A 25,341-nucleotide genomic window follows, 5' to 3' on the forward strand; every position below is an offset into this window, starting at 1 on the left:
AAGGCTGCCGAGGAACGGGCAAAGATCCGCGCCGAGCGCAAGAAGCGCCAGCAGGCCGAACAAGAGCAGCAGGAAGAGGCCCAGCCTTCCGCCGACGATGAGGCTGCAAAGACCGCCGAGGAACGGGCAAAGATCCGCGCCGAGCGCAGGAAGCGCCAGCAGGCCGAAGGGCAGCAGCAGGAAGAAGGCCAGCAGCCGGCTGCCGAGGACGCACTGCGCCCGGCGATCGACGGTGACGCCGAAGCGACCGAAACGCCGCGCAAGCGGCGCGACCGCCGCCAGCCCATCCCGGAAATCGTCGATACGCGCAGCGAGGAAGAAAAGCAGGAGATTGCCCGCGATCCGGCTGCGACGGATGACACCGTCGTCCTGCCGGTCGAGAAGGGCGCTGCCGTTCTCGACAGCGACAAGGACGCCGACAATGCCGGTGACGAGGGTGTGCGCGAGAAGCGTCGCAAGCGTCGTGAACAGGCACGTGCCCAGGAAGAAAACGTCGAGGTTCCGAAGAGCGACGAGGAAGCCCAGTCAAGCCGCAGGGACCGCCGTCCGACCCAGGAGGAACTGGGAGCCAACATCAGGGAAGAAGGCCGCCGCGTCGAGCGGGTGCCGGAATTCAATGCGAATGACCTGATCGATGCCTTTACCGGCAATGACAGCAGCCGCCGGCCGCGGATCGATGAGACGCGTGACAACCGCACCGTTCTCGATTTCGGCGACCAGATCATCGTGCGCGGCGACGATCGTCCGCGTCTGCGCCGCAATGCCCAGGAAACCTACTATGAAGAACTGTCGCGTGGCCGGTCCCGCGAGGTCATCGAGCGGCCGAACGGCGTGCGCATCATCACGATCTACAATCGCTACGGTGACATCGTGCAGCGTTCGCGCATCGATCGGGACGGACGCGAATATCTGATGATCTATGCGCCGGAGGTCGATGAGGGCCCCCGTCCGCGGATTTACGACGTCGGTGAGGACCTGCCGCCGATGCGGCTGCGCGTGCCGGTTCGCGACTATATCATCGACACATCGAGCGAGCCGGACCGCGACTACTACGACTTCCTGGCCGAGCCGCCGGTGGAGCAGGTCGAGCGCGTCTATTCGATCGACGAGGTGAGGAATTCGGCCCGAATCCGCGACAAGGTGCGCCGCATCGACCTCGATACGATCACGTTTGCGACCGGCAGCGCCGAGGTGCCGCTGTCGCAGGCCAAAACCCTGCGCAAGGTTGCCGACGCCATGCTGCAGGTGATCGAGAAGGATCCGGGCGAGACCTTCTTCATCGAAGGTCACACGGACGCGGTCGGCAGCGACGAATCGAACCTCGTTCTTTCGGACGAGCGGGCCGAATCGGTCGCGTCGCTGCTGACGGAGGTCTACGACATTCCGGCCGAAAACCTGGTAACCCAGGGCTATGGCGAGCGCTTCCTCAAGGTCCGCACGCTGGAAGCCGAACAGGAGAACCGCCGCGTGACAATCCGTCGCGTGACGCCGCTCGTCCGTCCTGTGGCCCAGAACTAACCATAGTCCGGCCTCTCATCGAGATGCCGCTGCGGACGGCCCGGTGCATCGAGCACCGGGCCGTTTTGCGTGTGCGCCGCAGCCAGACCGTGGACATGGCCTTGCAAATCGAAGTGCGGCGATCACTGTGGCTGTCTGGAAAGCCCGGTAGTGGCCTCGATGAAATCGGCGATCGCCGTGGTGTCGTTAATATCGAACAGGTGCAGACCCTGATCCTCGACCGGATGGTCGGACGCAATGGCGACGATATGCGGATCGGTGGGGGCGAGCGGTTCGCGGTTGGCCGCTTCCAGTCGCCGCGCCTCGATCTTGGGGATCGGCTCGCGTTTATAGCCCTCGATCAGGACGAGATCGCAGGGGGCGAGGCGAGCAAGAATCTCCGAAAAACTCGGCTCCGGCGCGCCGCGCAATTCGTGCATGATGGCATAGCGCGTGCCGGAAACGATGGTCACCTCATGGGCGCCTGCCTCGCGATGGCGAAAACTGTCGGCGCCGACCTTGTCGATATCGAAGTCATGATGGGCGTGCTTGACGGTCGACACGCGGTAGCCGCGCCGCGTCAGTTCGGTGACCAGCCGGACGGCGAGGCCGGTCTTGCCTGAATTCTTCCAGCCGGCGATTCCAAAGATCTTGGGGGACGTCATCTTTCCATGTCCTCGATGAGCGGCAGCCAGCGCTCGGCCGTTTCCAGGTCCGCCGGCGTATTGATGTTGAAGAAGGGGTCGATAGAACCTGCCGCGGCGTCGATCAAAGGGAAATCGACCACCGCCATGCGATGGCTCTCGATAAAGCTGCGCACCCGCCGCTTCTCGTCCGTCAGCAGCCAGTGTTCAAGCTCATCCGCAAGGCTGATCGGCCACAGCGCAAAGACCGGATGCATGATGCCGGCCGAACAGGCGACGGCGATCTGCGCGGGCTCAGTGAGCGCTCGTTGAAGGCGCTCGACGAGGTCGCGTGGGACGAACGGGGTGTCGGTCGGGACCGTGACGACGTGGCTTGCGGCGGGAAAGCACGCAGCTGCGTGACGCATGGCCGAGAGCACGCCCGCCATGGGGCCGGCATGGCCGGCAACCGTATCGGCAAAGACCGCAATGCCGGGAGCGAAGTCCAATCGCGCGATGATGTTGCTGTTGACGCAGACCGTGGCAGCCTGTGGGGCGAGGCGATCGATGATGCGGCTGAGAAGCGGCCTGCCGCCCAGCAGTACAGCCGCCTTGTCGCTGCCCATGCGCGACGACCTGCCACCGGCAAGAATCACGGCGGGCGGGCGATCTGGCGATGCGTTCATCGAATGCCTCTGTCGTTGCGTCCGCTCATTTTGGCGATCCAGGGTCCGATTGCTGCGCCACGGCCGCCGCCCGACGCTTGTTTTCGCGGGCGAAGGCGTAGAGGCCGGAGGCGATGATAACCGCAACGCCGGTGACCATCCAGAAATCCGGTTCCTCGGCAAAGAACAGGACGCCGATGCCGATCGACCAGACGAGGCTGGTATAGCGGAAGGGAGCGACGATGGCGATTTCGCCGTTTCGCATGGCAAGCACGATGCACTGATAGCCGACGAGGAGCAGCAGGCTTGCGGCGCCGAGATGGCCGACGGATACCAGCGACATCGGCTGCCAGCCGCCGAGCGGCACGACAAGGGCGGCGCCGACAAGGGTGATGACCACTGCGGTGATGACGGAGATGAACAGGGATGGCACGGCCGGATCGATCCGCCGGGTGCACAGATCGCGGATCGCTGCGCAGACGACGGATGCGACCACGCTGAGTGCCGCGCCGGTAAACCCTTCAGGCCCGGGGCGAAGCACGATCAGCACGCCGACGAAGCCGGCAAGGATCGCCAGCCAGCGCCGCCAGCCGACCGGTTCCGACAAGAACAGGGCGGCGCCGAGCGTCACGGCAAGCGGCAGGGCCTGCAGAATGGCCGAGGCGTTGGCAAGCGGGATCTGGCCGAGCGCCATGATATAGGTGATGGAGGCAAAGACTTCGGCGACAATGCGCAGCGCGATGACGGGGTTCAGGACCAGGCGGACCGAACGCAGGGCGCCGAAATGACGGGCAAGCAGCAGCACGAGCACGGACGTGAAGAAGCCGCGCACCAGCATGATCTGGCCGACATTCATGACGCCAGTGACCGATTTCACCAAAGCGTCGTTGCAGGTGAAGCCTGCCATGGCGAGGCACATGAAGATTGCACCGCGAAAATTGGCATTGGATTGCATTATTTTTATTGGCCTGTTCTCGCTGGCATCCAGCCTCGCGGTGATGGAATGCAGCTGATTCGAAAGCACATGGGATGGCTTGCCTATCTCTAAAGCATCGGCATGCCTTTTGTGCAACGTCTATCGGGCGGCTGTCCCGTTTATGGGCATATCTGCAACACTAGCCGTTTCCACTAATATTTTAGAATGTACGAACAAGACTGGGCGCAATTTCGCGCCACAGCCTAAACCACCGGATTTTTTGGGGAAATATTAAGTTTCGCTGCCTATCGTGCCGATATTCCGCTGCCCTTCGCATGATGCGATATGGTCGATTGAGCGCTTCTGTTTCCGCTCCGGTCGCCGGGTGACTCGCCGGACACGCGCCATGGTCGCGCCCCGGCATGTTCGTTCTCCACCGTGAGAGCAGTCTGGCGGGAATGTCCGATTTGCTCAACATCTGGAGTTCGGAATGTCCCTGATCGATCGTTCGCTGCAGCGTCTTCGCATTGTCACCAAGGTTCTCCTGTTCGTCGTGCCGCTTGTGGCCCTCATCGCCGGTATCGGCCTTGTCGGCTATTTCACCGCAAGCACGCTCAACGGACACATGACCGTGACGCGCGAAACGATTAACAACCTCTCCAATTTCCAGGCGCTGCGCAGCGGACTGCAGAGCTTCGTCGACAATCCGACCGAAGAGACGCGCACAACGCTGGTCGGCCGGATCGATGAGCAGCAAGGGGGCATCCGCGCGGTGAACGACCTGCTGACGGCTGAAGCCGACAAGGCCAAGATCAGCTCTGTCGTTGCCCTTGCGGACGCAATGCGCCAGCAGCAGGAGAAACTCTGGGCGATCAAGACCAAACGGGACAGCGTCACGGCATCCCTCGATGCCGCCCTTGCCGATATGACGGCGCAGGGCAATGCCGCCTTCAAGCAGATCGATATCCTGCGCAAGGAATCGGGTGAGAAGGAATCCTTCGCCAAGGCGCTGCTGTTCGATGCTGCGGCCTATCAGGGGCTTGCCGAGCGCATCAAGAAATTCCGCCTGCCGGTGACCATGGCGATCGCCCCCGATGCCAAGGTGCAGCAGGCGACAAATCTCCTGCCGCATCTGTTGAAGCAGATTGCCGAAGCAGAGAAGATCGCGTCCGACAAGGTGCAGAAGAAGATCGCCGAGGTGAAGGCGGACACGCAGAAAATCGAAGCTATCCTGAAGAGCACCGATACCAACGACATCAAGAAGGGCCTGCTCAGCACGGCGCTGATCAAATTCTCGAAATACGAAGCCGATTTCGCCAAGGAGGCGGTGACCAATTCAGACACAGCTGCCAAGCGCTTCGTCGGCATGGACAACGAGATCTCTCAGTTGAAGACGCTGATCGGTCTGATGAATGAAACCTTCAAGCGGCTCGACGATACGCGTCTGCACATCAGCGAGCTGCATCGCAAGCTCGATGAACCAAGCCGCGAGAGCGTCATTGCCGACATTGCTGCCGTGCGTGCGACCGTCACGAGGCTTTCGGAAATGGGCGGCAAGAACGCAGCCCTGCGCGACCTTGCCAGCAAGCTCAAGCCTTCGCTTGAAGCCATCGACACGGGCACCGCACAGTTGATCGACGTCGGCGCACGCTGGCAGGCCGCCAAGGCCGAAGCTTCGACGCTGGTTGCCGATGCCAGCCAGACGCTGGAAAGCTTCGTCAGCAGCGCCCAGGAAGCGGGCAAGCAGGACAGCCAGCGCTCCGCCGATGTCTCGATTATCGCCATGGTCGCCGGCACGCTGCTGGCCATCATCGGTGGATTGATGCTGATCGAAACCCTGCGTGGCCCACTGAAGCGCGTGACGGAGACGATGACGCGGCTTGCGCAAGGAGACCTCGAAGTCGCGATCGAAGGCCGCAACCGCGGCGACGAGATCGGCGACATGGTGCGCTCGGTGGCGGTGTTCCGCGACAATGCGGTGGAGAACGTCCGGCTCGGACAGGAAGCCGAGGCCGCCCGCACGCTGTCGGCCGAAGAAGAGGCCCGCCGCCGCCAGGAGCGCGCCCGCATCGAGGCCGAGCAGATGGCGGCGCTGACCGCTCTCTCCGACGTGCTGGCCAAGCTTGCCGATGGTAACCTGGAAGAAGGGATGGCGGAAAACCTCTCCGAGGACTACATCGTCATGGCCCGCACCTACAACAATGCCGTCGAGGCGCTGCGCGCGACGCTGATCGAGGTGCGCACGGTGACCGACGAGATCACGGGCGGCACGGGCAATCTGGCTTCCTCCGCCGACGATCTCGCCCGCCGTACGGAGCAGCAGGCCGCCGCCCTGGAGGAAAGCTCGCGCGCTCTGGGCCAGTTGACCGACATCGTCCGCTCGACCGCCGAAAGCGCCCGCAAGACGACGGTGTCGGTCGACGAGACCCAAAGCTACGCCAAGCATTCCGGCGAAGTCGTCGGCAAGGCGATCGAAGCGATGGCAGCGATCAACCGTTCGTCCGACAAGATCAGCACGATCATCGGCGTCATCGACGAGATCGCCTTCCAGACCAACCTGCTCGCGCTGAACGCCGGCGTCGAGGCGGCCCGTGCCGGCGAGGCCGGCCGCGGCTTTGCGGTCGTCGCCCAGGAGGTCCGCGAGCTTGCCCAGCGCTGCGCCGGTGCTGCCCGCGAGATCAAGGGGCTGATTTCCGAAAGCTCGGCGCAGGTCCGCGGCGGCGTCGAGCTGGTGCAGGAAACCGGCAATGCCCTGACCGTCATCAACGACCATATCTCGACGATCCACCAGCTCGTCAGCAACATCGAATCGGCCGCCGCCGACCAGTATCGCGGCTTGAACGAGGTCAACCAGGCCGTCCATGAGGTCGAACTGCTGACCCAGCAGAACGCGGCGATGGTCGAGGAGAACACCGCCGAAATCCACGGTCTGCGCCATCAAGTGGAGGCGCTGAACGAGAAGATCGAGCGCTTCAAGACGGGGACCAGCCGTTCGATGGGCGGTGGCCGGGTCCAGGGATACGCCAGAAGCTACGCAGCCTGAGTGCCTCTCAACGAAGATCAAAACCCGCGCCAGTATGCGCGGGTTTTGTCGTTTCAGCCGGGCGGCTGTGAGACCGGTCCGCCGGACGGCAGGCCGAAGAACACCTCGACCGAATGGATCTGGCCTTCCGATGCCTCGAAAAGTTCGGTGTTCCGCGCCCGGTTTCCGTTCTTCCACGTCGCATCGTAGGTCACGAAGCATCGGTTTTCAGAAACAACGAGATGCTGCAGGTCCAGCTTTTCGAACGTGCCGGCGACGGGCCAGCAGCGCTCGAAATAGGTTTTACGGTCGATGTGGTCGTCGTAAGGGCTGGTGAAGGTGAAGTCCTGTGCGAGCAGCATTTCAAGACGAAGCCTGTCGGCCGTCAGGTAGCAATCGAAACTGCTGCGTACCAATTCCTCGATGGAAGCGAACATGGCGGCGTTCCACAGACTGCGTTGATCGGTTCTAACCGAACGTGATTGCAGGGAGGTTTGTTCCGTATTTTGCATCCGCCGCCGTGAGGGACGAGGTGGCTTTTCCCGGTATCCTGGATGTGACTCTGGCCAAGCACGCTCAGCCGCCGGTGACGCTCATGTGTCGGGCGACGGCGGGTTTGTTGCGGGTGCGGTCGATGATGAAGTCGTGGCCCTTGGGCTTGCGGGTGATTGCCTCGTCGATCACGCGCGAAAGGTAGGCGTCGTCGTCGGAGGCGCGCAGCGGCGTGCGCAGGTCGGCGGCGTCGTTCTGGCCGAGGCACATGTAGAGCGTGCCGGTGCAGGTGAGGCGCACGCGGTTGCAGCTCTCGCAGAAATTATGGGTCATTGGAGTAATCAGGCCGAGCCGGCCGCCGGTCTCAGTGACGCTTAGATAGCGCGCCGGGCCGCCGGTCTTGTAGGCGATGTCCGACAGCGTAAACTCGCGTGCGAGGCGATCGCGCATTTCCGAGAGCGGCATGTAGTGGTCGGTGCGGTCCTCGTCGATCTCGCCCATCGGCATGGTCTCGATCAGCGTCAGGTCCATGCCGCGGCCGTGCGCCCAGCGCAGCATGTCTGGAATCTCGGCATCGTTGAAGCCCTTCAGCGCAACCGCGTTGATCTTGACATGGATGCCTGCGGCTTGCGCCGCGTCGATGCCTTCCATGACCTTCGAGAACTCACCCCAGCGGGTGATCTGCTTGAATTTGTCGGCGTTAAGCGTGTCGAGCGAGACGTTGATGCGCCGGACGCCGCAATCGGCGAGTTCAGAGGCAAAGCGCGACAGCTGCGAGCCGTTGGTGGTCAGGGTCAGTTCATCGAGTGTGCTCGAATGGACGTGCTTGCCGAGCTCGCGGACCAGGAACATGATATTCTTGCGCACCAGCGGTTCGCCGCCGGTTAGTCGCAGCTTACGAACGCCCTTGGCGATGAAGGCGGAACAGAGCCGGTTCAATTCCTCCAGAGTCAGGAGATCCTTCTTCGGCAGGAAGGTCATGTTTTCGGCCATGCAGTAGGTGCAGCGGAAGTCGCACCGATCCGTCACCGAAACCCGGAGATAGGTGACGGCGCGCCCGAACGGGTCGATCATCGGCGCTTTGGCGTCGATGAGCTTCTGAGCGCCGGCCTGGTCGATGGTGACGGTATTCAACGAAATTCTCCTGTTGCATCAATGTCGTGAGCAAAACGGGCGGCGTCAAGGCGAAAGCCCTTAAAAACCATCCGAAAACCAGCGAAATACTATCTTTCAGGCGAGGGAAGCAACGTCATGATTTCCTCCGGCAAAAATCTGCGCTAGTGCTCGGATAAAGCAGGGAGACCGAAATCATGAGCGACATCTGGCCGACCGAATTGCGCGTCTCGAAGGACCGCCACCGGCTGACGGTGACCTTCAACGATGGTTCCTCCTATGACCTGTCCGCGGAGATGCTGCGTGTGCTGTCGCCATCCGCCGAGGTTCAAGGCCATGGGCCGGGGCAGGGACTGACGGTGCCCGGCAAGCGCAACGTCTCGATCATCTCGATGACGCCGACCGGAAATTATGCGGTGCGGATCGGCTTTGACGATTTCCATGATACCGGCATCTTCACCTGGACCTACCTGCGCGAGCTGGGAGAGAACGGCGAAACCCTGTTCGCCGCCTATGAGCGCGATCTCGCCGAAAAGGGCATGACCCGCGACAAGGCGGAAAAACCGCGCTAACGGCCGGCACCGTCAGTCGAGATCGGTTTCCTCCTTCAAAAGGCGGGCGATCAATCGCTCCATCGACTGGGCGACAATCAGGCACTCCTCGATCGGTTCGTTGTCCAGCGACTTCTCGATCAGCGTGGTCTGGATTTCCATCGCCTGCTCCGTCAGTTCCCGGCCGCTTTTCGTCAACGAGAGCCGCAAAACGCGCTTGTCCTTCTCGTCACCGCGCCGCTCGATCAACCCGCGTTTTTCGAGCTGGGGCAGAAGCATGCTCATGTTCGATCGCCCGACCAGAAGTTTTCGCGCGAGTTCCTGCTGCGAGATGCCCTCGAAGCGATAGAGGTTGATCAGGATGTCGAGATGCGGCGGCTTGATGTCGAGATCGGCAAGCGCGCGCGTCAGCGTCTGCTGCATCAGCTGGCAGGCGCGGGCGACCGCGATCCAGCTGCGGAAACGGGGATGGTCCCAGGGAAAATGATGCTGTTCGATCGTCGCTTGCTTTTTGTTCATCGTTGTACAATAATGTTCATCATTGAACATTTAAAGGGGAAACCCACTATGACATCCTTTACGATCGAGGTCACCCGTCATGCACTCAAATGCGTGTCGGCCTTTTCTCCGGAGATGGCGGCACGGCTGGCGTTTCGGCTGTTCAGCGTCACGCCCTCGCGCAAGCCGTCGAGCGGCAAGGAAAAGGCAGCGCTCGCGGTGGCAGGACCGGTCATGGCACGAGCCCATCCGCTTACGCTTTCCTACGCCGGCGGCTGGGTTATGGCCAGGCACTTTCGGGCGCAGGGCGACGGCGTGGCAAAGCGCGTGCTTCTGGTCCATGGCTGGGGATCGCGCAGCGACTATCTGGCGAAGATGATCGAAGGGCTCGTGGCCGGCGGCGCCGAGGTGGTCGCGCTCGATTGGCCCGGCCACGGCGGGTCGCCGGGACGAACGCTGACGATGCCGGCTGCCGTGCGCGCGATCGACGCCGCCTGGCGGCATTTCGGTGGGTTTGATGTTGCCGTCGGTCATTCCTTTGGCGGTGCAAGCCTCGCCTGTGCTGCCGGCGGTCTGGTATGCGACGTGCCGTCGCGGATTGCCAAAAGCATGGTGCTGATCGGCGCACCAAGCGAGATGACATGGCTTTTCAAAGGGTTCGGGAAGCTTCTTCGACTTTCTTACAAAGCCCAGGCGGCTCTTGAGGGCATGGTCGTCCAATTGTCGGGCCGGCGCGTTGAGGACTTCGACGCAGCTCGGATACTCGGGCGGCTGACCGTGCCCGCGCTGGTCATCCATGCGGAAGACGACAAGGAGGTTTCTGCCGATCATGCGCGCCGCTATGCGGCGGCTGGGGCGAATGTCGAACTCCATTGGGCCAACGGTCTTGGCCACCGCCGCATCGTTTCGGCGCCGCCGGTGATCGATCGGATCAATGCTTTCATTCATGCGGAAGATAGAAGGGCTGCAGCCTAGCAATTTTTTGCGGGTGCCGTCATGACGGCGTCATGCTATCCGTCGAAAGGATCCCTCGGATTTCTGGGAGAACAGCATGACGATCATTCGCTCGGTCGAGGAACTGAACGCGCTCTATGGGGCAGCCGGAGAGGCGTCGCTGGTCAAGGTGACGAGCAAGCTGACGCCGGATTATGCGCAGATGATCGAGGCTTCTCCATTTGCCGCGCTTGCCACCGTCGGTCCCGAGGGGCTCGATTGTTCGCCGCGTGGAGACGACGGCAGTGTCGTCAGGATAGTAGACGAGAAGACCGTGCTGATGCCGGACTGGCGCGGCAACAACCGGGTCGATTCGCTCGCCAACATCGTCCGCGACCCACGCGTCGCGCTGATGTTCATCGTTCCCGGCTCGAACACGACCATGCGGATCAACGGCACGGCCGTCGTCAGCGTCGATCCGGACCTGACCAAATCCTTCGAGATCGACGGCAAGCACCCGCGCAGCGTCATCGTCGTTACCATCGGCGAGGTCTATTTCCAATGCGCCCGTGCATTGATCCGCTCGCAACTCTGGAACCCCGAGCGCTTCATCGATCCACAGTCGCTGCCGACGCCGGGCGCGCTGCTGAAGGCGGCCAAGGCCGATTTCGATCGGGAGTCCTACGATCGCGAATGGCCGGAGCGTGCCGCCAAGACGATGTGGTAACCGCTGCTTTACTTCGAATGAAACGAGGCAACGTGCTGATAACGTGCAGGTCTTTCGCGGCGCCGGCGGTGACATTGTCACCGTCGATTGACCGGGCGCTGGTCTTCGCCGCGATGCTGCTCTTGGCTGTCCCGGCTCAGGCGGACGACCTCAGTCTTGCACGAAAAGTAAAGCTGCTCATCGACGCCTATCCGCAAACCCTTGTCGGGAGCGAGGGTGGATCAATCCTCTTTGGTGACGGCGAACCGGCCTTGCCGATCGATGACGGCAAGGCCAAGGACCACACGCGGAAACTCGCGTCCGGCGATATCGAGGACAGCCTGTCGCAGATCTATCCGGAGGGACCCTGCGAAACCCGCCCAAAGGTCAATTTCGATCCGGGCCGCATTCGCAGCGAGGCCCTGATGAAGCGCCTTTACGGCGGATCGGCGCGCGAGGTGGAGGCGTCGCTGGTGGAGATCGAATGGTTCGGCAGCAAGCTGCCGGTGACGAAGAGGCAGGGCGTCGCGCAGGCGCTGGAGAAAGTTCGTGACGCGCTGAAAGCAATGCCCGACCTGACGATCTTTCTGACGCCTTCCGCCGGTACCTTCAACTGGCGCAAGGTTGCCGGCGCCTCGAACCTGTCCGTGCACAGCTTTGGTGCGGCGATCGATCTCAACAGCCGCTACGCGGACTACTGGATCTGGGCGGGCGGCAAGCCGGGCCGGGTGCAGGGACGCGACAACAGAATTCCGATGTCGATCGTCGATGCTTTCGAGCGCAACGGCTTCATCTGGGGCGGGCGCTGGTATCACTACGACACCATGCATTTCGAATACCGGCCCGAACTCCTGGCCATCGCCAAGGCGGCAGGCGCATCGGCCTGCCGCCAAACATTTCCAAGTGAGAATTCGGTCAGTCGCGGACGATGACTTTGGTGCCGATCGTCACGTTGGCGTACAGGTGCTCGACGTCCTCGTTGGCCATGCGGATGCAGCCGGAGGACATCGCCTTGCCGATCGAGGACGGCTGGTTGGTGCCGTGGATGCGGTAGATGGTCGAGCCGAGATACATCGCACGGGCGCCGAGCGGGTTTTCGATGCCGCCCTTCATGCTGACGGGCAGGATGTGGCCTTTCCTGGCTTCGCGGGCGCGCATCTCTGCCGGCGGGTTCCAGCTCGGCCATTCGGCCTTGCGGCTCACCGTATTGGTGCCGGTCCAGATGAACCCCTCGCGGCCGACGCTGACGCCGTATTGCATGGCGATGCCGTTGCCGAGCACGTGGTAGAGGCGGCGGTCGGAATTGTCGACGATGATGGTGCCGGGCGCGACGTTTTCGCCGAAGGCGACCAGTTCGCGCGCGATCGGCGATTGGTTGATGTTCTTCTTCGCTGTCTTCGCCTTTGCCGGCTTGCCCTGCGACAGAACCTGCAGCCAGCCGGTCTTTTCGGTCGAGGACTGGAGTGAGGCGACTTCGAAGGATCCGCTTTCGCCGGCTGCCTTTGCAGAGGGGGCAAGCAGGGCGGTGGCGATCAGGGCTGCGATGATGGTTTTCATGTCCGTATCTCCCGGTTTGTGCGGGAGATTTTTCCGGTTTCTTCCGGTTGGCTCCCTTGTATGGAGCCTTTCTAGACAATCACCGGGCGAGCGGCTGTTTCCTGGGGAACGCAAGAAGAGAACGGCGAAAGACGCCACTTGGGCGCCTTCAGGATTTTATTTGCGATAGATCAGCCAGCTCTTGCCGGTGTCTTTCTTCATGCCCTCTTCAAACAGCATGGATCGGTTGCGGCCGGCATTCTTGGCGCAGTAGAGCGCGATGTCGGCCTTGTTGTAGAGATCGACCGGATCGTCGGCCTGCGTTGCCTGGCAGACGCCGACGGAGAGCGTGATCGGGCCGTAATTGACGCCGGTCTTGGAGTTCTTGAAAGGGGTCGTTGCAAGCGCGGTGCGGATGCGCTCGGCCACCTGCAGGCTTTCCTCGAGCGTGTTGTCGTTGAGAATAATGGCGAATTCCTCGCCGCCGGTGCGGGCGACGAAGACGTCTCGGCGCAGATTGGCGCGGATGACCGTGCCGACCGTCGCCAGGATCTTGTCTCCGACCGGATGGCCGTAGCTGTCGTTGATCTTCTTGAAATGGTCGATATCGGCGACCAGAAGGCTCGTTTGCGAGCGGAGCTGCTCGGAATTGTAGATGGCCGCGAGTTTCTCGTCGAAGGCCCGGCGGTTGGCAAGGCGCGTCAGCGAATCGGTGTTGGCGATGCGCTTGTACTCATCCAGTTCCTGTCGGATGACCTCCATCTCGAAGGATTTCAGCGAGACGTTTTCGGCGCGTTCCTTGCCCTGGTTCATCGTATCGGCCGTCGCTTCCGTCAGGATGCTGACGGCCTGTCGCAGGATTTCGGCGCTGGCGTTGCTCCTGCCGGTTATGTTCTGATAGGTTTCGTCGAGCAGCCGATTGTAGTTTTCAAGCGCGGACTGTTCCTCCCGCAGAAGCCTGAGAAGATCACCCAGTTCGCTCGCCAGATGCGTGTGCGCGCGGTCGATGCCTGCGGCGTGGTGCACATGGGCGAAGTAGCGCGCGCCGATCTCGTCCAGTTCTTCCTGGTTGGCGCGGCTGCCGAGCGCTGCCAGTTCCTTGGTCAGCTTCGGATTGGAGCCGATATAGGCTTCGTAATAGAGCTCGTAGTTTCGCGGCAGGGGAGCAATCCCCATGATGCGCATCGCATAGGTCACCTGCGCGGCGATATCCGGTATCTGCGCCTTGCTCAAAGCCGCCTGCATCACGGGCTCCTGTCTTATTGTCACCGCCTGCAAGTTCTAGGGGTAAAAGATTTTGGAAGGCTTAACGTTTTGCGAAATCAGTCGCTCAGATTGGACCGATCTGACACCGGCCGGATCTAAAACGCATTCAGGCAGCGATGCCTCGCTGCCTGACGGTATTTTGCTGAACGGCTTCCGGCGATGGCTCAGGAAGGGCTGATCATCGTTTCCGGGCGGACGATGGCGTCGAATTCCGCGTCGGTGACATAGCCGCCGCCGACGGCTTCCTCGCGCAGCGTCGTGCCGTTCTTGTGGGCCGTCTTGGCGATCTTGGCGGCATTGTCATAGCCGATCTTCGGAGCAAGGGCGGTGACCAGCATCAGCGAGCGATCGAGCGCCGCCTTGATGTTGTCCTCGCGGGCCTCGATGCCGACGACGCAATTGTCGGTGAACGACACTGCGGCATCGGCTAGCAGTTGCACCGACTGCAGGAAATTGTAGGCCATCAGCGGATTGTAGACGTTGAGCTCGAAATGGCCCTGGCTGCCGGCAAAGGTCAGAGCCGCATTGTTGCCGAACACCTGGACGCAAACCTGTGTCAGCGCCTCGCACTGGGTCGGGTTGACCTTGCCCGGCATGATCGACGAGCCGGGCTCGTTTTCCGGCAGCGACAGTTCGCCGAGGCCGGAGCGGGGGCCGGAACCAAGCAGACGGATGTCATTGGCAATCTTGAACAAGGCGGCGGCAGCAGCGTTGATGGCGCCATGGCTGAACACCATCGAATCATGCGCGGCCAGCGCCTCGAACTTGTTCGGCGCGGTGACGAAGCCGATGCCGGTGATCTCAGCGATTTCGGCGGCGACCTTCTCGGCAAAGCCGATCGGCGCGTTGAGGCCGGTCCCGACGGCGGTGCCGCCCTGTGCCAGTTCGCAAAGCCCGGGCAGGGTCATCTCGATGCGCTTGATCGAGGAGGCGACCTGGGCCGCGTAACCGGAGAACTCCTGGCCGAGGGTAAGCGGCGTGGCGTCCTGCGTGTGCGTGCGGCCGATCTTGATGATGTGATCGAAGGCCTTCACCTTGGCTTCGAGAGCGGCGTGCAGATGCTTCAGGGCGGGCAGCAGGTGGTGGACGACCTGTTCGGCGCAGGCGATGTGCATGGCCGTCGGATAGGTGTCGTTCGACGACTGGCTCATGTTGACGTGGTCGTTCGGATGCACCGGCTTCTTCGAGCCCATGACGCCGCCGAGCATTTCGATCGCCCGGTTGGAGATCACTTCATTGGCGTTCATGTTCGACTGGGTGCCGGAGCCGGTCTGCCAGACGACGAGCGGGAAATGATCGTTGAGCTTGCCGTCGATGACCTCCTGGGCCGCATCGATGATCGCGTTGCCGATTGTCGGGTCGAGGCCCTGCAGTTCCATGTTGGCGCGGGCGGCGGCCTGCTTGACGATGCCGAGTGCGCGAACGATCGACAGCGGCTGTCTTTCCCAGCCGATCTTGAAGTTGCCGAGCGAACGTTGCGCTTGCGCGCCCCAATAGCGGTCGCTGGCGACTTCGATCGGGCCGAACGTATCTGTTTCCGTGCGCGTTGATGTCATGGTAATCCCTGCTTTCGTCATGCGGTGTCGAGACCGGAGGTGATGCGGCCGTCGTCCGGCGGCCTTCTGAAGCTGTGATGCGGTTCTCTCTGGCCCAGGTGCGCGGTGCTTGTAAAGAGGTTGCGAGGAGCCGGGGCATGCTACAATCGTTTAAAATGCGGCCCCTTGCCCGAGCCCCGCGGTCGGTACGCGTCATGACGGTGGCGAGCCCGAGCCACGGCGGCGCTGTGCCTTTTCAGACACAAGCGCACGGATAGTTTCGCCGCGCTTTTCTGCAATTTTCCCGAGCCGCCGCGACCTTTTCAAGGCGCAGAAAAATAATGCAAGGAATTCAAATTTTTGGCGGTGCTCATCCGTCTCCCTGACCGAGATCTTCTGCGGCTCACGACGGGTCGCGATGGTCTGGAAAGGCGTGGCGTTTCCTTTTCATTCACCATCCTTTCTTATAAGTACCGAAGCTCGGTGACATGAAGGGCATCGGGCGCGGACCGCTGATGGCGGCAATGCGATACGGGGACGTGTGAGCCAATGAAATTGATGAAAACTGCAGCGATCGTGACACTCCTGGCCGGGTGCGCGTTCACCTCTTTCGGCGTCCAGGGCGCAGAGGCGTATACCTTGATGGATCTCTTCCGCAGGAAGAGGCAGCCTGTGGAAGAGATGCAGGTATTCCCGGGCTACGGCGGCATGCAGGAAACGCGCCCGGCGGAAAAGCCCGTTGCCCTGCCGCGCGTGACCTCGCCGCGTTACTATACCTACAAGGCCGAAGCGCTGCGGCGGATCGATACGGCAAAGCTCCTCGATCCGGTCGTGACGGGTTCCGTGGGCAGCGATGTGCAGCCGACACAGGGCGCGTCGCTTGCCGACTCCCGCCGGTTTCTGCCGGATGTGACCGCCTATGCGCCGCCGGACGTGGCCAAGGCCGTCGAGGCGTTCTACGCAGGCCGCGAAGGATTTATCTGGATTGACGCGAATGGCCCGAACGCGGCGGCAAAGGCTGCGCTCACTGTCCTCGGTGACGCGGCCAGCGTCGGGCTTGATCCGCAGGATTATGCCGTTTCCGTGCCGTCCGATACTTTCGACAGCGCCGACACGACGGCGCGTGAGAAGTCGCTGGTGGATTTCGAGATCCGCCTGTCGGCTGCGACGCTGACCTATGTGCAGGACACTGTTCGCGGGCGCATCGATCCGAACAAGATTTCCGGCTATCACGACTTCAAGCGCAAGAGCGTCAATCTGAAGGGCAAGCTCGAGAACATTGGCCGCAGCCATGATGTTGCGGCCTACCTCAATTCCCAGACACCGTCAGGTCCGGAATTCCTGGCCCTGAAGCGGGAGCTGGAAGCGCTCAATGTAAAGACGGGCGATGCGCCACGGATCACGATTGCGCCGGGCACGCTGCTGAAGCCTGGCATCAGCAATCCCGAACTGGCCAACATCATCGCCGGCATCCGGCAAAAGGGATCCGACGCGCTGAAGGTCGAGCACGCGCTCACACTTTCCGCCTATCAAGGAACGCCGGACTATACGCCGGAGCTGGTCGCACTGGTCGAAGGGTTCCAGAAGGAAAACGGCTTGAAGCCGGACGGCGTCGTCGGCAAGGCATCGATCCGCATCCTGACCGGTGGCGATACGACCCAGAGCAAGATCGAGAAGGTGCGCATTGCCATGGAGCAGGCGCGCTGGCTGCCGGCCGACCTCGGCAGCCGCTACGTCTTCATCAACCAGCCCGCCTTCATGGTCTATTACCACGACCAGGGTACCGAACAGTTCTCGATGCGCGTGGTTGTCGGTTCGAAGGCGAACCAGACCTATTTCTTCGAGGACGAGATCCAGACGGTGGAGTTCAACCCCTATTGGGGCGTGCCGCAGTCGATCATCATCAACGAGATGCTGCCGAAGCTCAGGAGCGACCCCGGCTATCTCGACCGCCTCGGCTACCAGGTGGAAGTGGGCGGCCGTGCCGTCTCGTCGTATGACGTGAACTGGAACGGTTCGACCAACGGCGTTGCCGTGCGCCAGCCGCCAAGCAGCGACAATGCACTTGGCGAATTGAAAATTCTCTTCCCGAACAGTCACGCGATCTACATGCACGACACGCCGTCGAAGAGCTTCTTCAAGAAGGACCAGCGCGCGCTCAGCCATGGCTGCGTGCGTCTTGCCGATCCGCGCCGGATGGCCGCCGCCGTGCTCGGCACGACGGTCGACGACGTGGCCGAACAGATCGCCGACGGTCGCAACAAGGGCGTTCAGGTGCCGCAGCGGATTCCGGTCTATGTCGCCTATTTCACCGCCTGGCCGAACAAGGACGGCGCCGTCGAATATTTCGACGATGTCTATGAGCGCGACATGTATATGGGGCGTGCGTTCGAAGCGACGCGGCTTGCGCGACGCGCCGAAGGCTGAGAGCGGAAGATCGATGATTGGAGAAAGGCGGCGTGAAGGCCGCCTTTTTCATGCCTGGGCGATCAGTCGCTCGATCAGGTCCGGTGTCAGTTCGTCGAAATGGCGGATGACGAGATCGGGCGCCAGGCTTTCGACCGGCACATCGGAGTAGCCGAAGGGCACGCCGATCGAGCGGACGGATGCGTTGCGGGCAACGAGGATGTCGTTGAGACTATCGCCGATCATCACCGATTTTTCCGGCGCCCCGCCCGCAAGGCGGATCGTGGACAAGAGGTGTTCGGCATCCGGCTTGCGCACATGAAACGTGTCGCCGCCGGTGATTGCGGCGAAGTGAGAGGTGAGTGCGAGCCCTTCCAGCAGGCTTTTTGCCAGCATTTCCAGCTTGTTGGTGCAGACGGCGAGGGTGTAGCCGGCTTCGGAGAGCCGGTCCATGGCCGCGATGACGCCAGGATAGGGAATAGAGTCGCCCGGCATCGAGCCGTGGTAGAAATCGACGAATTCCTTCATCTGCCAATCGAGATCGCCGGCGCTCAGCGGCTTGCCGCGCAGGGTGAACGTGCGCTCGATCATCGCCTTGGCGCCGTGTCCGACGAGGTGGGTCAGGTCGTGATAGGTAACGGGCGCAAGGCCTGCCTGGGTAACGGCGTGGTTGAGGCTTGCGACGAGATCCGGTGCGGTATCGACCAGGGTTCCATCAAGATCAAAGACGACAACGGGGGCGGACACGAATACCTCTTGGGGGAACTGCGAAAAGATTGCTGTTCGGGTAGGGGAACCGGCGGGAAAAAGCAATCGCCACTTTCCGATAAGCTGCGACGGCCATTTGCGTCGCGGCCGCTATTTGGGCTTTTGTTTGCCGTGGCAGGCGTGTAAACGTCTCATCGGAACAAAGGACCCAAGGCTTTTTGCGGTGTCCGTGGGATAAGATGTTGAGGAGTGCGTGGCGCATGGACGCCCGTGAAATGAAGATCAAGGCTGCTGCGGCAGCGCTAGACTATGTCGAAGACGGCATGCGGCTCGGCATCGGCACGGGCTCGACGGCGGAGGAGTTCGTTCGTCTGCTCGCCGAAAAAGTGGCGTCCGGCTTTCGCATCGAGGGCGTGCCGACGTCGGAACGGACCGCGCGGCTTTGCGTGGAACTCGGTGTGCCGCTGAAATCGCTGGACGAGCTTCCCGAACTGGATCTGACAATCGACGGCGCCGACGAGGTGGACGGCAGGCTGCGCCTCATCAAGGGCGGCGGTGGCGCGCTGCTGCGGGAAAAGATCGTTGCCTGCGCGTCGTCCAGGATGATCGTGATCGCCGACGAGACGAAGGTGGTCGACACGCTGGGCGCCTTCAAGCTGCCGATCGAAGTTAATGTCTTCGGACTTGCCGCAACGCGTATCGCTGTTGAAAAGCTCGCCGCGCGGCTCGGTCTTTCCGGCGAAATCACGGTGCGCGCCTCCGGCGATGGAACCTTCATGACCGATGGTGGACATTTGATTCTGGATGCATCTTTTGGCCGTATTCCTGATGCAGATGCGCTGGCACACGAACTCAATGCTATTCCGGGCGTGGTCGAACACGGGCTTTTCATCGGCATCGCATCGCTTGCCATCATTGCCGGTGCGGCAGGGGCGAGGGTGATGACGGCTTAGCCTGTCTCTTCGGGCGCCAGGCGATATTGGCGGAATTTCCAGTCGCGGCGGAAGCAGGCCCGGCAGAGTGTTACAACAAGGTTGCCGTCCCAAGGCGGGGCTGAGACCCGATGGTGGCGGCGGCTTTGAAATTGGATTATGCGGGGTTCGCAGGTGCAGACGCGCACGGACCGGCATCTAACTGACAGGAGCGTTTCAGATATGATCAATCTCGCAGGTCTCGGCCGCACAATGGCTGCAACTGCCATCATTCTTTCCGCCGTCATGGTTCCTGCCTTGCGGGCGCAGGATGTGACGGATGAGCAGGTCAAGGCTGCACGCGCCGCGATCGAGGCGGTCGGCGCCACCAACGGTTTTGACAATATTCTGCCGAATCTGGCCGAACGCCTGAAGACGACCTTGATCCAGTCTTCGCCGAACCATCAGGAACTGATCACCAAGACGGTCGATGAAAAGGCGCTCGAGCTTGCCGTGCGCCGCGCTGATCTGGAACGCGAGGCAGCGACGATCTATGCCAAGACCTTTACCGTCGAGCAGCTGAATTCAATCACGGCATTCTATACGTCGGATGCCGGCAAGAAGCTCCTGAAGGATGGCCCGATCGCGTCTCGCGAAATGATGAAGGCTGCGGACATCTGGGCGGCGGGCATTTCGCGCGACCTCAACGCGGCTGCGACCAAGGAGCTTGACGCTACCCTGACGGCCGGACAGCAGCCGTTGCCGGACGCCGAGAAGCCCGCTCAATAAGCAGCCTGCCGGTTGCGATACAAGCTTCACGTCGAATTGCAAAGCCCGGATCATTCCGGGCTTTTCATTTGATATCGCTCGACCCTATATCAGCATCACATGGCGGGAATCGCTGCACTGGCGCTGTGTGGTCATCCGACCGCACCTCGCAGACGATCCGCTTCCTCGCTCACGACCCGTCCGGGAGTTTTTCAGCATGACGTCTTTCGACTATGACCTTTTCGTGATTGGCGGCGGCTCCGGTGGGGTGCGCGCCGGTCGCCTCGCAGCTGCCATGGGCAAGAAGGTCGCCATCGCCGAGGAATTCCGCTACGGCGGCACCTGCGTCATTCGCGGCTGCGTGCCGAAGAAGCTCTATGTCTATGCGTCGCAGTTTGCCGAGCATTTCGAAGACGCGGAGGGGTTCGGCTGGAGCGTTGGCGAGCGCGCATTCGACTGGACGAAGCTCGTCGCCGCCAAGGAGAAGGAAATCACGCGGCTGGAAGGCCTTTACCGGAAGGGGCTCGCCAATGCCGGCGCGGAAATCCTCAACACGCGGGCGGAACTGACCGGGCCGAACAGCATCCGGCTCATCGCCACGGGAAAGACCGTGACGGCAGAGCGCATCGTCATCGCCGTCGGCGGCCATCCGACGCCGCATGAGGCGCTGCCCGGTCATGAGCTGTGCATCACCTCGAACCAAGCCTTCGACCTGCCGGAACTGCCGAAATCGATCGTCATTGCCGGCGGTGGCTATATCGCGGTCGAATTCGCCAACATCTTCCATGGTCTCGGCGTCGAGACGACGCTGATCTATCGCGGCAAGGAAATCCTGTCGCGTTTCGACCAGGATATGCGACGCGGCCTGCATGCCGCGATGGAACAGAAGGGCATCCGCATCCTGTGCGAGGACCTGTTGCAGTCCATCACCAGGACCGGCGACGGCCGGCTGGCTGCCGAAACGATGAAGCACGGGACGCTGACTGTCGATCAGGTGATGCTGGCGCTCGGCCGCGTGCCGAACACCAGGGGGCTCGGCCTCGAGGCGGCGGGGATTGCGGTCAACGAGCGCGGCGCGATCGTTGTCGATGCGTTTTCCCGCACCAGCGCGCCGGGCATTTACGCGCTCGGTGATGTCACGGACCGCGTTCAGCTGACGCCGGTCGCCATCCACGAGGCCATGTGCTTCATCGAAACGGAATACAAGCACAATCCGGTTTCGCCGGACCACGACCTGATCGCCACCGCCGTCTTCTCGCAGCCTGAAATCGGCACCGTTGGGCTCTCGGAGGAGGACGCCACGAAGAAATACGACGAGCTTGAAGTCTACCGCGCGGAATTCCGGCCGATGAAGGCGACCCTGTCGGGACGCAACGAAAAGACGATCATGAAGCTGATCGTCACCGCCGCCGATCGGAAGGTCGTTGGCGTCCACATTCTCGGCCATGAGGCGGGAGAAATGGCACAACTGCTTGGAATCACGCTGAAAGCCGGCTGCACCAAGGACGACTTCGATCGCACCATGGCCGTGCATCCGACGGCGGCGGAAGAGCTGGTGACGATGTATGCGCCGAGCTACCGCATCAAGAGCGGCGAGAGGGTCGGCTAGACCTTCACCTCGGCAATGGATGTGTTTGCCGGCAAAGTGCGCGCTAAAATCCTGCGGCCCGCACTTTGCTGGAACAATCGCTTTTCAATCCCCATGTTAACGTTTATAAGCCCGCATCCGCGAAATCGGCGTTCTTCCCACAGGGAGAACTGCGGGCGGGAATTGTTTCGCTGACAAGCGACCCAAATCCGGTTTATGGCGGCATTGTATGGGACGGTCAGGCGATGCGACGGCCGGGGCGGACCTTGCGCAAGAGAACAGGTGATCGACATGGCACAGAATTGGACCCCGAACAGCTGGCGGCAGAAGCCTATCCAGCAGGTGCCGGACTATCCGGATTTGGCAGCGCTGAGCGCGACCGAAGCGCAGCTTGCGACCTATCCGCCACTGGTCTTTGCAGGGGAAGCGCGCCGCCTGAAAAGCGCACTTGCCAATGTTTCGGAAGGTCGTGGCTTCCTGCTGCAGGGCGGCGATTGCGCCGAGAGCTTCGCCGAACACGGCGCCGATACGATCCGCGACTTCTTCCGCGCGTTCCTGCAGATGGCCGTCGTCCTGACCTTCGGCGCCCAGCAGCCGGTCGTCAAGGTCGGGCGCATCGCCGGCCAGTTCGCCAAGCCGCGTTCGTCGAACATCGAACGCCAGGGTGACGTCGAACTGCCGAGCTACCGCGGCGACATCATCAACGGCATCGAGTTCAACGAGAAGGCGCGTATCCCGGACCCGGAGCGCCAACTCATGGCCTACCGGCAGTCGGCTGCGACGCTCAACCTCCTGCGCGCCTTCGCGATGGGCGGCTATGCCAACCTCGAAAACGTGCACCAGTGGATGCTTGGTTTCGTCAAGGAAAGCCCGCAGGCCGAACGCTACCGCAAGCTCGCGGATCGGATCTCCGAAACCATGGACTTCATGAAGGCGATCGGCATCACCTCCGAGAACCATCCGAGCCTGCGCGAGACCGATTTCTTCACCAGCCACGAGGCACTGCTGCTCGGCTATGAGCAGGCGCTGACGCGCGTCGATTCCACCTCCGGCGACTGGTACGCGACCTCCGGCCACATGATCTGGATCGGCGACCGTACACGTCAGCCCGATCACGCGCATATCGAATACTGCCGCGGCATCAAGAACCCGCTCGGGCTCAAATGCGGGCCGTCGCTGACGGGTGACGGGCTGATCGAACTCATCGATCTGCTCAACCCGCAGAACGAAGCCGGCCGACTGACGCTGATCTGCCGCTTCGGCCACGACAAGGTTGCAGAGCATCTGCCGCGCCTGATCCGTGCCGTCGAGAAGGAAGGCCGCAAGGTCGTGTGGTCCTGCGATCCGATGCACGGCAACACGATCACGCTCAACAACTACAAGACCCGGCCGTTCGAGCGGGTTCTGTCGGAAGTCGAGAGCTTCTTCCAGATCCATCGCGCCGAAGGCACGCATCCGGGCGGCATCCATGTCGAGATGACCGGCAACGACGTGACCGAATGCACCGGCGGCGCCCGGGCGCTCTCCGGCGCCGATCTCGCCGATCGCTACCACACGCATTGCGACCCGCGTCTCAATGCCGACCAGGCACTTGAACTGGCCTTCCTTCTTGCCGAGCGCATGAAGGGTGGCCGTGACGAGAAGCGGATGGTGGTCAACGGCTGATCAGCGCCGCTGATCTTCGGCTGAATCTATTGAAATTGACAGAACCGGGCCGGCTCAAGATGCTGGCCCGGTTTTTTCATGCCCGCAAGACGGGTCAATAATCGAGTGAGGGATGAACATGGCGGAGGAGCACAGCGGTTCCTGCAATTGCGGCGCGGTCCGTTTTCGCACGCGGGGGAAGCTGCGGGAGGTGATCGGCTGCCATTGCTCGCAGTGCCGCAAGCAGACCGGGTTTTATTATGCGGCCACCAACGTATTCGACAGCGAACTGGACCTCGAAGGGGCGGGCAATATCACCTGGTATCGCTCGAGCCCGCAGGCGCAGCGCGGCTTCTGCAAGACCTGCGGTTCGGCGCTGTTCTGGAAAAGGGATGGCCTTGATTACACCTCGATCATGGCCGGTGCCTTCGATCCCCCCACCGGTCTGGCGTTCGGCTATCACATTTTCTGCGCCGACAAGGGCGATTTCTACGAGATCGACGACGGGCTGCCGCGATACAGGCAGTCAAAGGTCTGACGGAGGCGCGCCGGGAGCCGTTGTCTCAGAGGCGTGGTTCTCCGCCTCGATCGAGCGGGCTGCTTCGCCAAAGGCCTGGTCCAGTGCGCAGAACTTGATCGACTGCCAGCGCTTGTAGTCTTCAACGAACGAGACCGTGACCCAGACCTTGTTGCGATTGTTGCTCCGATCCTGCCAGCCCAGCGATCCGAGCGCTTCGGCACGCGTGAACAGGCGTCGGATATGCGTGCGCGACAGAGAATAGTGGTTGGACAATTCTGCAAAGCGCAGGTCTTCGACCCAGTGGTAGCCTTCCTTTGGCACGGCATTGACGATCCGCGAGAAGAAATCGTCGAGAATCAGGCCGCCATATTCGGTCCAGACGAAACAGGAGATGCTGGGTGGCGGCTCCCGCCATGCCCTGTCGGCAATCAGCCGCTTGGCCGCGATCGGCTGGGCGCGGCGAAAAAGCTCCGGATTGGCCTCCAGCCGTGCGACGCGCTCGCCGCCATCGAGAAGATCAAGGCTGCGCATCTGCCCGCGAAACCACAGCATCATCGCCTCGTGGCTGATCTCCGTCGGTTCCAGGGGGCGGCTGCGCTTGCTGGGCGATCTCGGTGTATCGCGGATCAGCTTGTACGCAAGCAACTCGGCCAGAAAGGCTGTCGCCGTGTTGCGGCTGGCCGCGCCGAATTCGCCGATGATGTCGAGAAGCCGCGACGCCGTGATGCCGGAGAGGGGATCAGCCGGATTGCGCTGCAAGTGCAGCGCATATGCGGCCTGCGTGAGGAGCCATTTCTGCTGGGCGGCGACCAGGCGACCGATCCGTGGAAAATGGTGATACAGCTCGATCATGTGCCGTGCGCCCTGTTGCAGGACGGCGAACAGGGCCGGATTCGACGCAAATGCCTCGATCTGGGCGGCGGAGCCGGTCTGCGGGCTTTCGATCTCTGATGGTGGCACACCGGTCATGGCTTTGACGAAGGTCCAATGGATGGATGTATCCGCTTAGCGAGAAGAGCGCACGTTACGTTGCTCGTCAAACGCGCGAAGTCCATATTTGGTTCAAGGATCGGCCGATTGAATACTGGGGCTGCTTTTCGCGACATGCATCATGCGTTTCTCCTGAAACAAGGCGAGCCGACGAGGCTGGCTTGCTCCACCCGCGCGTCATCGTTGAAGTTCGACAGGGAGCGGCAGAAGCGAAACCTGACCTTTTCAACTGCCGAGAGCCCCTTTGATCCATCATCACATTGGAGGATGGTACCTGCCCCTCTTACCACCTTTAGGAGTGTCGTGCAGACCGATTGCCAAGGTTTGTGACCGGTTAAAAGCTGGCAGGATGCGCTTTTAGAAGCTTGATATGGCCGGTCCATCTTGGGCGGCAGCTACGTGGTTTGAGAAATTCGACGCGGCCGCAAGGCCAGACCAGACATCCCAACATCC

23 protein-coding genes are annotated in these 25,341 nt (G+C 61.8%); 12 read left to right on the plus strand and 11 right to left on the minus strand.

Features of this window, described 5'->3' with window-relative positions:
• A partial coding sequence (locus A3AY_RS34485) for an OmpA family protein (protein WP_018324611.1) occupies positions 1 to 1,518 on the plus strand: 1,518 nt, incomplete at its 5' end.
• Positions 1,519 to 1,640: 122 nt separating this feature from the next.
• On the opposite strand, the gene mobB is transcribed toward A3AY_RS34485, so the two are convergent.
• From mobB to A3AY_RS0105120, 3 genes are read right to left on the minus strand one after another with little or no spacing between them, the layout of a single operon-like run.
• Positions 1,641 to 2,162, minus strand: a complete 522-nt coding sequence (gene mobB / locus A3AY_RS0105110) for a molybdopterin-guanine dinucleotide biosynthesis protein B (RefSeq protein WP_018324612.1) — start codon at positions 2,160 to 2,162, stop codon at positions 1,641 to 1,643.
• Complete coding sequence (mobA, locus tag A3AY_RS0105115) at positions 2,159 to 2,806, minus strand: molybdenum cofactor guanylyltransferase MobA (RefSeq protein ID WP_018324613.1); 648 nt, start codon at positions 2,804 to 2,806, stop codon at positions 2,159 to 2,161. The genes mobB and mobA overlap by 4 nt, the downstream gene beginning before the upstream one ends.
• A 25-nt stretch (positions 2,807 to 2,831) precedes the next feature.
• The gene (locus tag A3AY_RS0105120) at positions 2,832 to 3,740 is read right to left on the minus strand and encodes a DMT family transporter (protein ID WP_018324614.1); all 909 of its coding nucleotides are present in this window, start codon (positions 3,738 to 3,740) and stop codon (positions 2,832 to 2,834) included.
• 451 nt (positions 3,741 to 4,191) lie between these two features.
• Here A3AY_RS0105120 and A3AY_RS34490 point away from each other — a divergent pair, with 451 nt between their 5' ends.
• Entirely contained in the window at positions 4,192 to 6,744 is a 2,553-nt protein-coding gene (locus tag A3AY_RS34490; RefSeq protein WP_018324615.1) for a methyl-accepting chemotaxis protein, read from the plus strand.
• Between the two features lie 53 nt (positions 6,745 to 6,797).
• Here A3AY_RS34490 and A3AY_RS40295 read toward each other — a convergent pair whose 3' ends face one another.
• Together A3AY_RS40295 and moaA are read right to left on the minus strand one after the other, a co-directional pair.
• Positions 6,798 to 7,160, minus strand: coding sequence for a nuclear transport factor 2-like protein (locus A3AY_RS40295; RefSeq protein WP_018324616.1), 363 nt, complete (start codon positions 7,158 to 7,160; stop codon positions 6,798 to 6,800).
• A gap of 139 nt (positions 7,161 to 7,299) precedes the next feature.
• Complete coding sequence (gene moaA / locus A3AY_RS0105135; RefSeq protein WP_018324617.1) at positions 7,300 to 8,349, minus strand: GTP 3',8-cyclase MoaA; 1,050 nt, start codon at positions 8,347 to 8,349, stop codon at positions 7,300 to 7,302.
• Positions 8,350 to 8,525: 176 nt separating this feature from the next.
• Here moaA and A3AY_RS0105140 point away from each other — a divergent pair, with 176 nt between their 5' ends.
• On the plus strand, positions 8,526 to 8,900 hold the full coding sequence (locus A3AY_RS0105140; RefSeq protein ID WP_018324618.1) for a gamma-butyrobetaine hydroxylase family protein: 375 nt from the start codon (positions 8,526 to 8,528) through the stop codon (positions 8,898 to 8,900).
• A gap of 12 nt (positions 8,901 to 8,912) precedes the next feature.
• Here the strand turns inward: A3AY_RS0105140 and A3AY_RS0105145 are convergent, their stop codons facing one another.
• Positions 8,913 to 9,398: a MarR family winged helix-turn-helix transcriptional regulator gene (locus A3AY_RS0105145; protein WP_026203128.1), complete on the minus strand. Its 486-nt coding sequence runs from the start codon at positions 9,396 to 9,398 to the stop codon at positions 8,913 to 8,915.
• Positions 9,399 to 9,446: 48 nt separating this feature from the next.
• On the opposite strand from A3AY_RS0105145, the gene A3AY_RS0105150 reads away from it, so the two are divergent.
• From A3AY_RS0105150 to A3AY_RS0105160, 3 genes are all read left to right on the plus strand, one after another.
• A complete protein-coding gene (locus A3AY_RS0105150) occupies positions 9,447 to 10,352 on the plus strand; it encodes an alpha/beta fold hydrolase (protein ID WP_018324620.1) in 906 nt (301 codons plus the stop codon).
• A gap of 76 nt (positions 10,353 to 10,428) precedes the next feature.
• Positions 10,429 to 11,037 (plus strand): pyridoxamine 5'-phosphate oxidase family protein, encoded by a 609-nt coding sequence (locus A3AY_RS0105155; RefSeq protein WP_018324621.1) that lies wholly within the window; start codon positions 10,429 to 10,431, stop codon positions 11,035 to 11,037.
• 68 nt (positions 11,038 to 11,105) lie between these two features.
• Positions 11,106 to 11,948: a M15 family metallopeptidase gene (locus A3AY_RS0105160; protein WP_420864889.1), complete on the plus strand. Its 843-nt coding sequence runs from the start codon at positions 11,106 to 11,108 to the stop codon at positions 11,946 to 11,948.
• Here the strand turns inward: A3AY_RS0105160 and A3AY_RS0105165 are convergent.
• The 3 genes from A3AY_RS0105165 to fumC form a co-directional block, all read right to left on the minus strand.
• Entirely contained in the window at positions 11,932 to 12,573 is a 642-nt protein-coding gene (locus A3AY_RS0105165; RefSeq protein WP_018324623.1) for a L,D-transpeptidase, read from the minus strand. The genes A3AY_RS0105160 and A3AY_RS0105165 overlap by 17 nt on opposite strands.
• A gap of 156 nt (positions 12,574 to 12,729) precedes the next feature.
• The gene (locus A3AY_RS0105170; RefSeq protein ID WP_018324624.1) at positions 12,730 to 13,797 is read right to left on the minus strand and encodes a GGDEF domain-containing protein; all 1,068 of its coding nucleotides are present in this window, start codon (positions 13,795 to 13,797) and stop codon (positions 12,730 to 12,732) included.
• A gap of 185 nt (positions 13,798 to 13,982) precedes the next feature.
• Positions 13,983 to 15,395 carry a class II fumarate hydratase gene (gene fumC / locus A3AY_RS0105175; protein ID WP_085995006.1) on the minus strand — a complete coding sequence of 471 codons (1,413 nt, stop codon included), beginning with the start codon at positions 15,393 to 15,395 and terminating at the stop codon, positions 13,983 to 13,985.
• A 507-nt stretch (positions 15,396 to 15,902) separates the two neighbouring features.
• Between fumC and A3AY_RS0105180 the strand changes: the two genes are divergently transcribed.
• Positions 15,903 to 17,780, plus strand: a complete 1,878-nt coding sequence (locus tag A3AY_RS0105180; protein WP_018324626.1) for a L,D-transpeptidase family protein — start codon at positions 15,903 to 15,905, stop codon at positions 17,778 to 17,780.
• A 48-nt stretch (positions 17,781 to 17,828) separates the two neighbouring features.
• On the opposite strand, the gene A3AY_RS0105185 is transcribed toward A3AY_RS0105180, so the two are convergent.
• Positions 17,829 to 18,506 (minus strand): HAD family hydrolase, encoded by a 678-nt coding sequence (locus tag A3AY_RS0105185; protein ID WP_026203129.1) that lies wholly within the window; start codon positions 18,504 to 18,506, stop codon positions 17,829 to 17,831.
• Positions 18,507 to 18,727: 221 nt separating this feature from the next.
• Between A3AY_RS0105185 and rpiA the strand changes: the two genes are divergently transcribed.
• The 5 genes from rpiA to A3AY_RS0105210 all read left to right on the plus strand — a co-directional run bounded on the left by rpiA (position 18,728) and on the right by A3AY_RS0105210 (position 23,916).
• Complete coding sequence (gene rpiA / locus A3AY_RS0105190; RefSeq protein ID WP_018324628.1) at positions 18,728 to 19,420, plus strand: ribose-5-phosphate isomerase RpiA; 693 nt, start codon at positions 18,728 to 18,730, stop codon at positions 19,418 to 19,420.
• 201 nt (positions 19,421 to 19,621) lie between these two features.
• The gene (locus A3AY_RS0105195; RefSeq protein WP_018324629.1) at positions 19,622 to 20,167 is read left to right on the plus strand and encodes a DUF2059 domain-containing protein; all 546 of its coding nucleotides are present in this window, start codon (positions 19,622 to 19,624) and stop codon (positions 20,165 to 20,167) included.
• Positions 20,168 to 20,363: 196 nt separating this feature from the next.
• Entirely contained in the window at positions 20,364 to 21,755 is a 1,392-nt protein-coding gene (gene gor / locus A3AY_RS0105200; RefSeq protein ID WP_018324630.1) for a glutathione-disulfide reductase, read from the plus strand.
• Between the two features lie 270 nt (positions 21,756 to 22,025).
• Positions 22,026 to 23,399, plus strand: coding sequence for a class II 3-deoxy-7-phosphoheptulonate synthase (locus A3AY_RS0105205; protein ID WP_026203130.1), 1,374 nt, complete (start codon positions 22,026 to 22,028; stop codon positions 23,397 to 23,399).
• 118 nt (positions 23,400 to 23,517) lie between these two features.
• Positions 23,518 to 23,916 carry a GFA family protein gene (locus A3AY_RS0105210; RefSeq protein WP_026203131.1) on the plus strand — a complete coding sequence of 133 codons (399 nt, stop codon included), beginning with the start codon at positions 23,518 to 23,520 and terminating at the stop codon, positions 23,914 to 23,916.
• Here A3AY_RS0105210 and A3AY_RS0105215 read toward each other — a convergent pair.
• On the minus strand, positions 23,905 to 24,867 hold the full coding sequence (locus A3AY_RS0105215) for a hypothetical protein (protein WP_018324633.1): 963 nt from the start codon (positions 24,865 to 24,867) through the stop codon (positions 23,905 to 23,907). The two genes, A3AY_RS0105210 and A3AY_RS0105215, sit on opposite strands and share 12 nt — an antisense overlap.
• Positions 24,868 to 25,341: the final 474 nt, after the last annotated feature.

The sequence above is a fragment of the Rhizobium giardinii bv. giardinii H152 genome (genome assembly GCF_000379605.1).
GTDB lineage: Bacteria > Pseudomonadota > Alphaproteobacteria > Rhizobiales > Rhizobiaceae > Pararhizobium > Pararhizobium giardinii.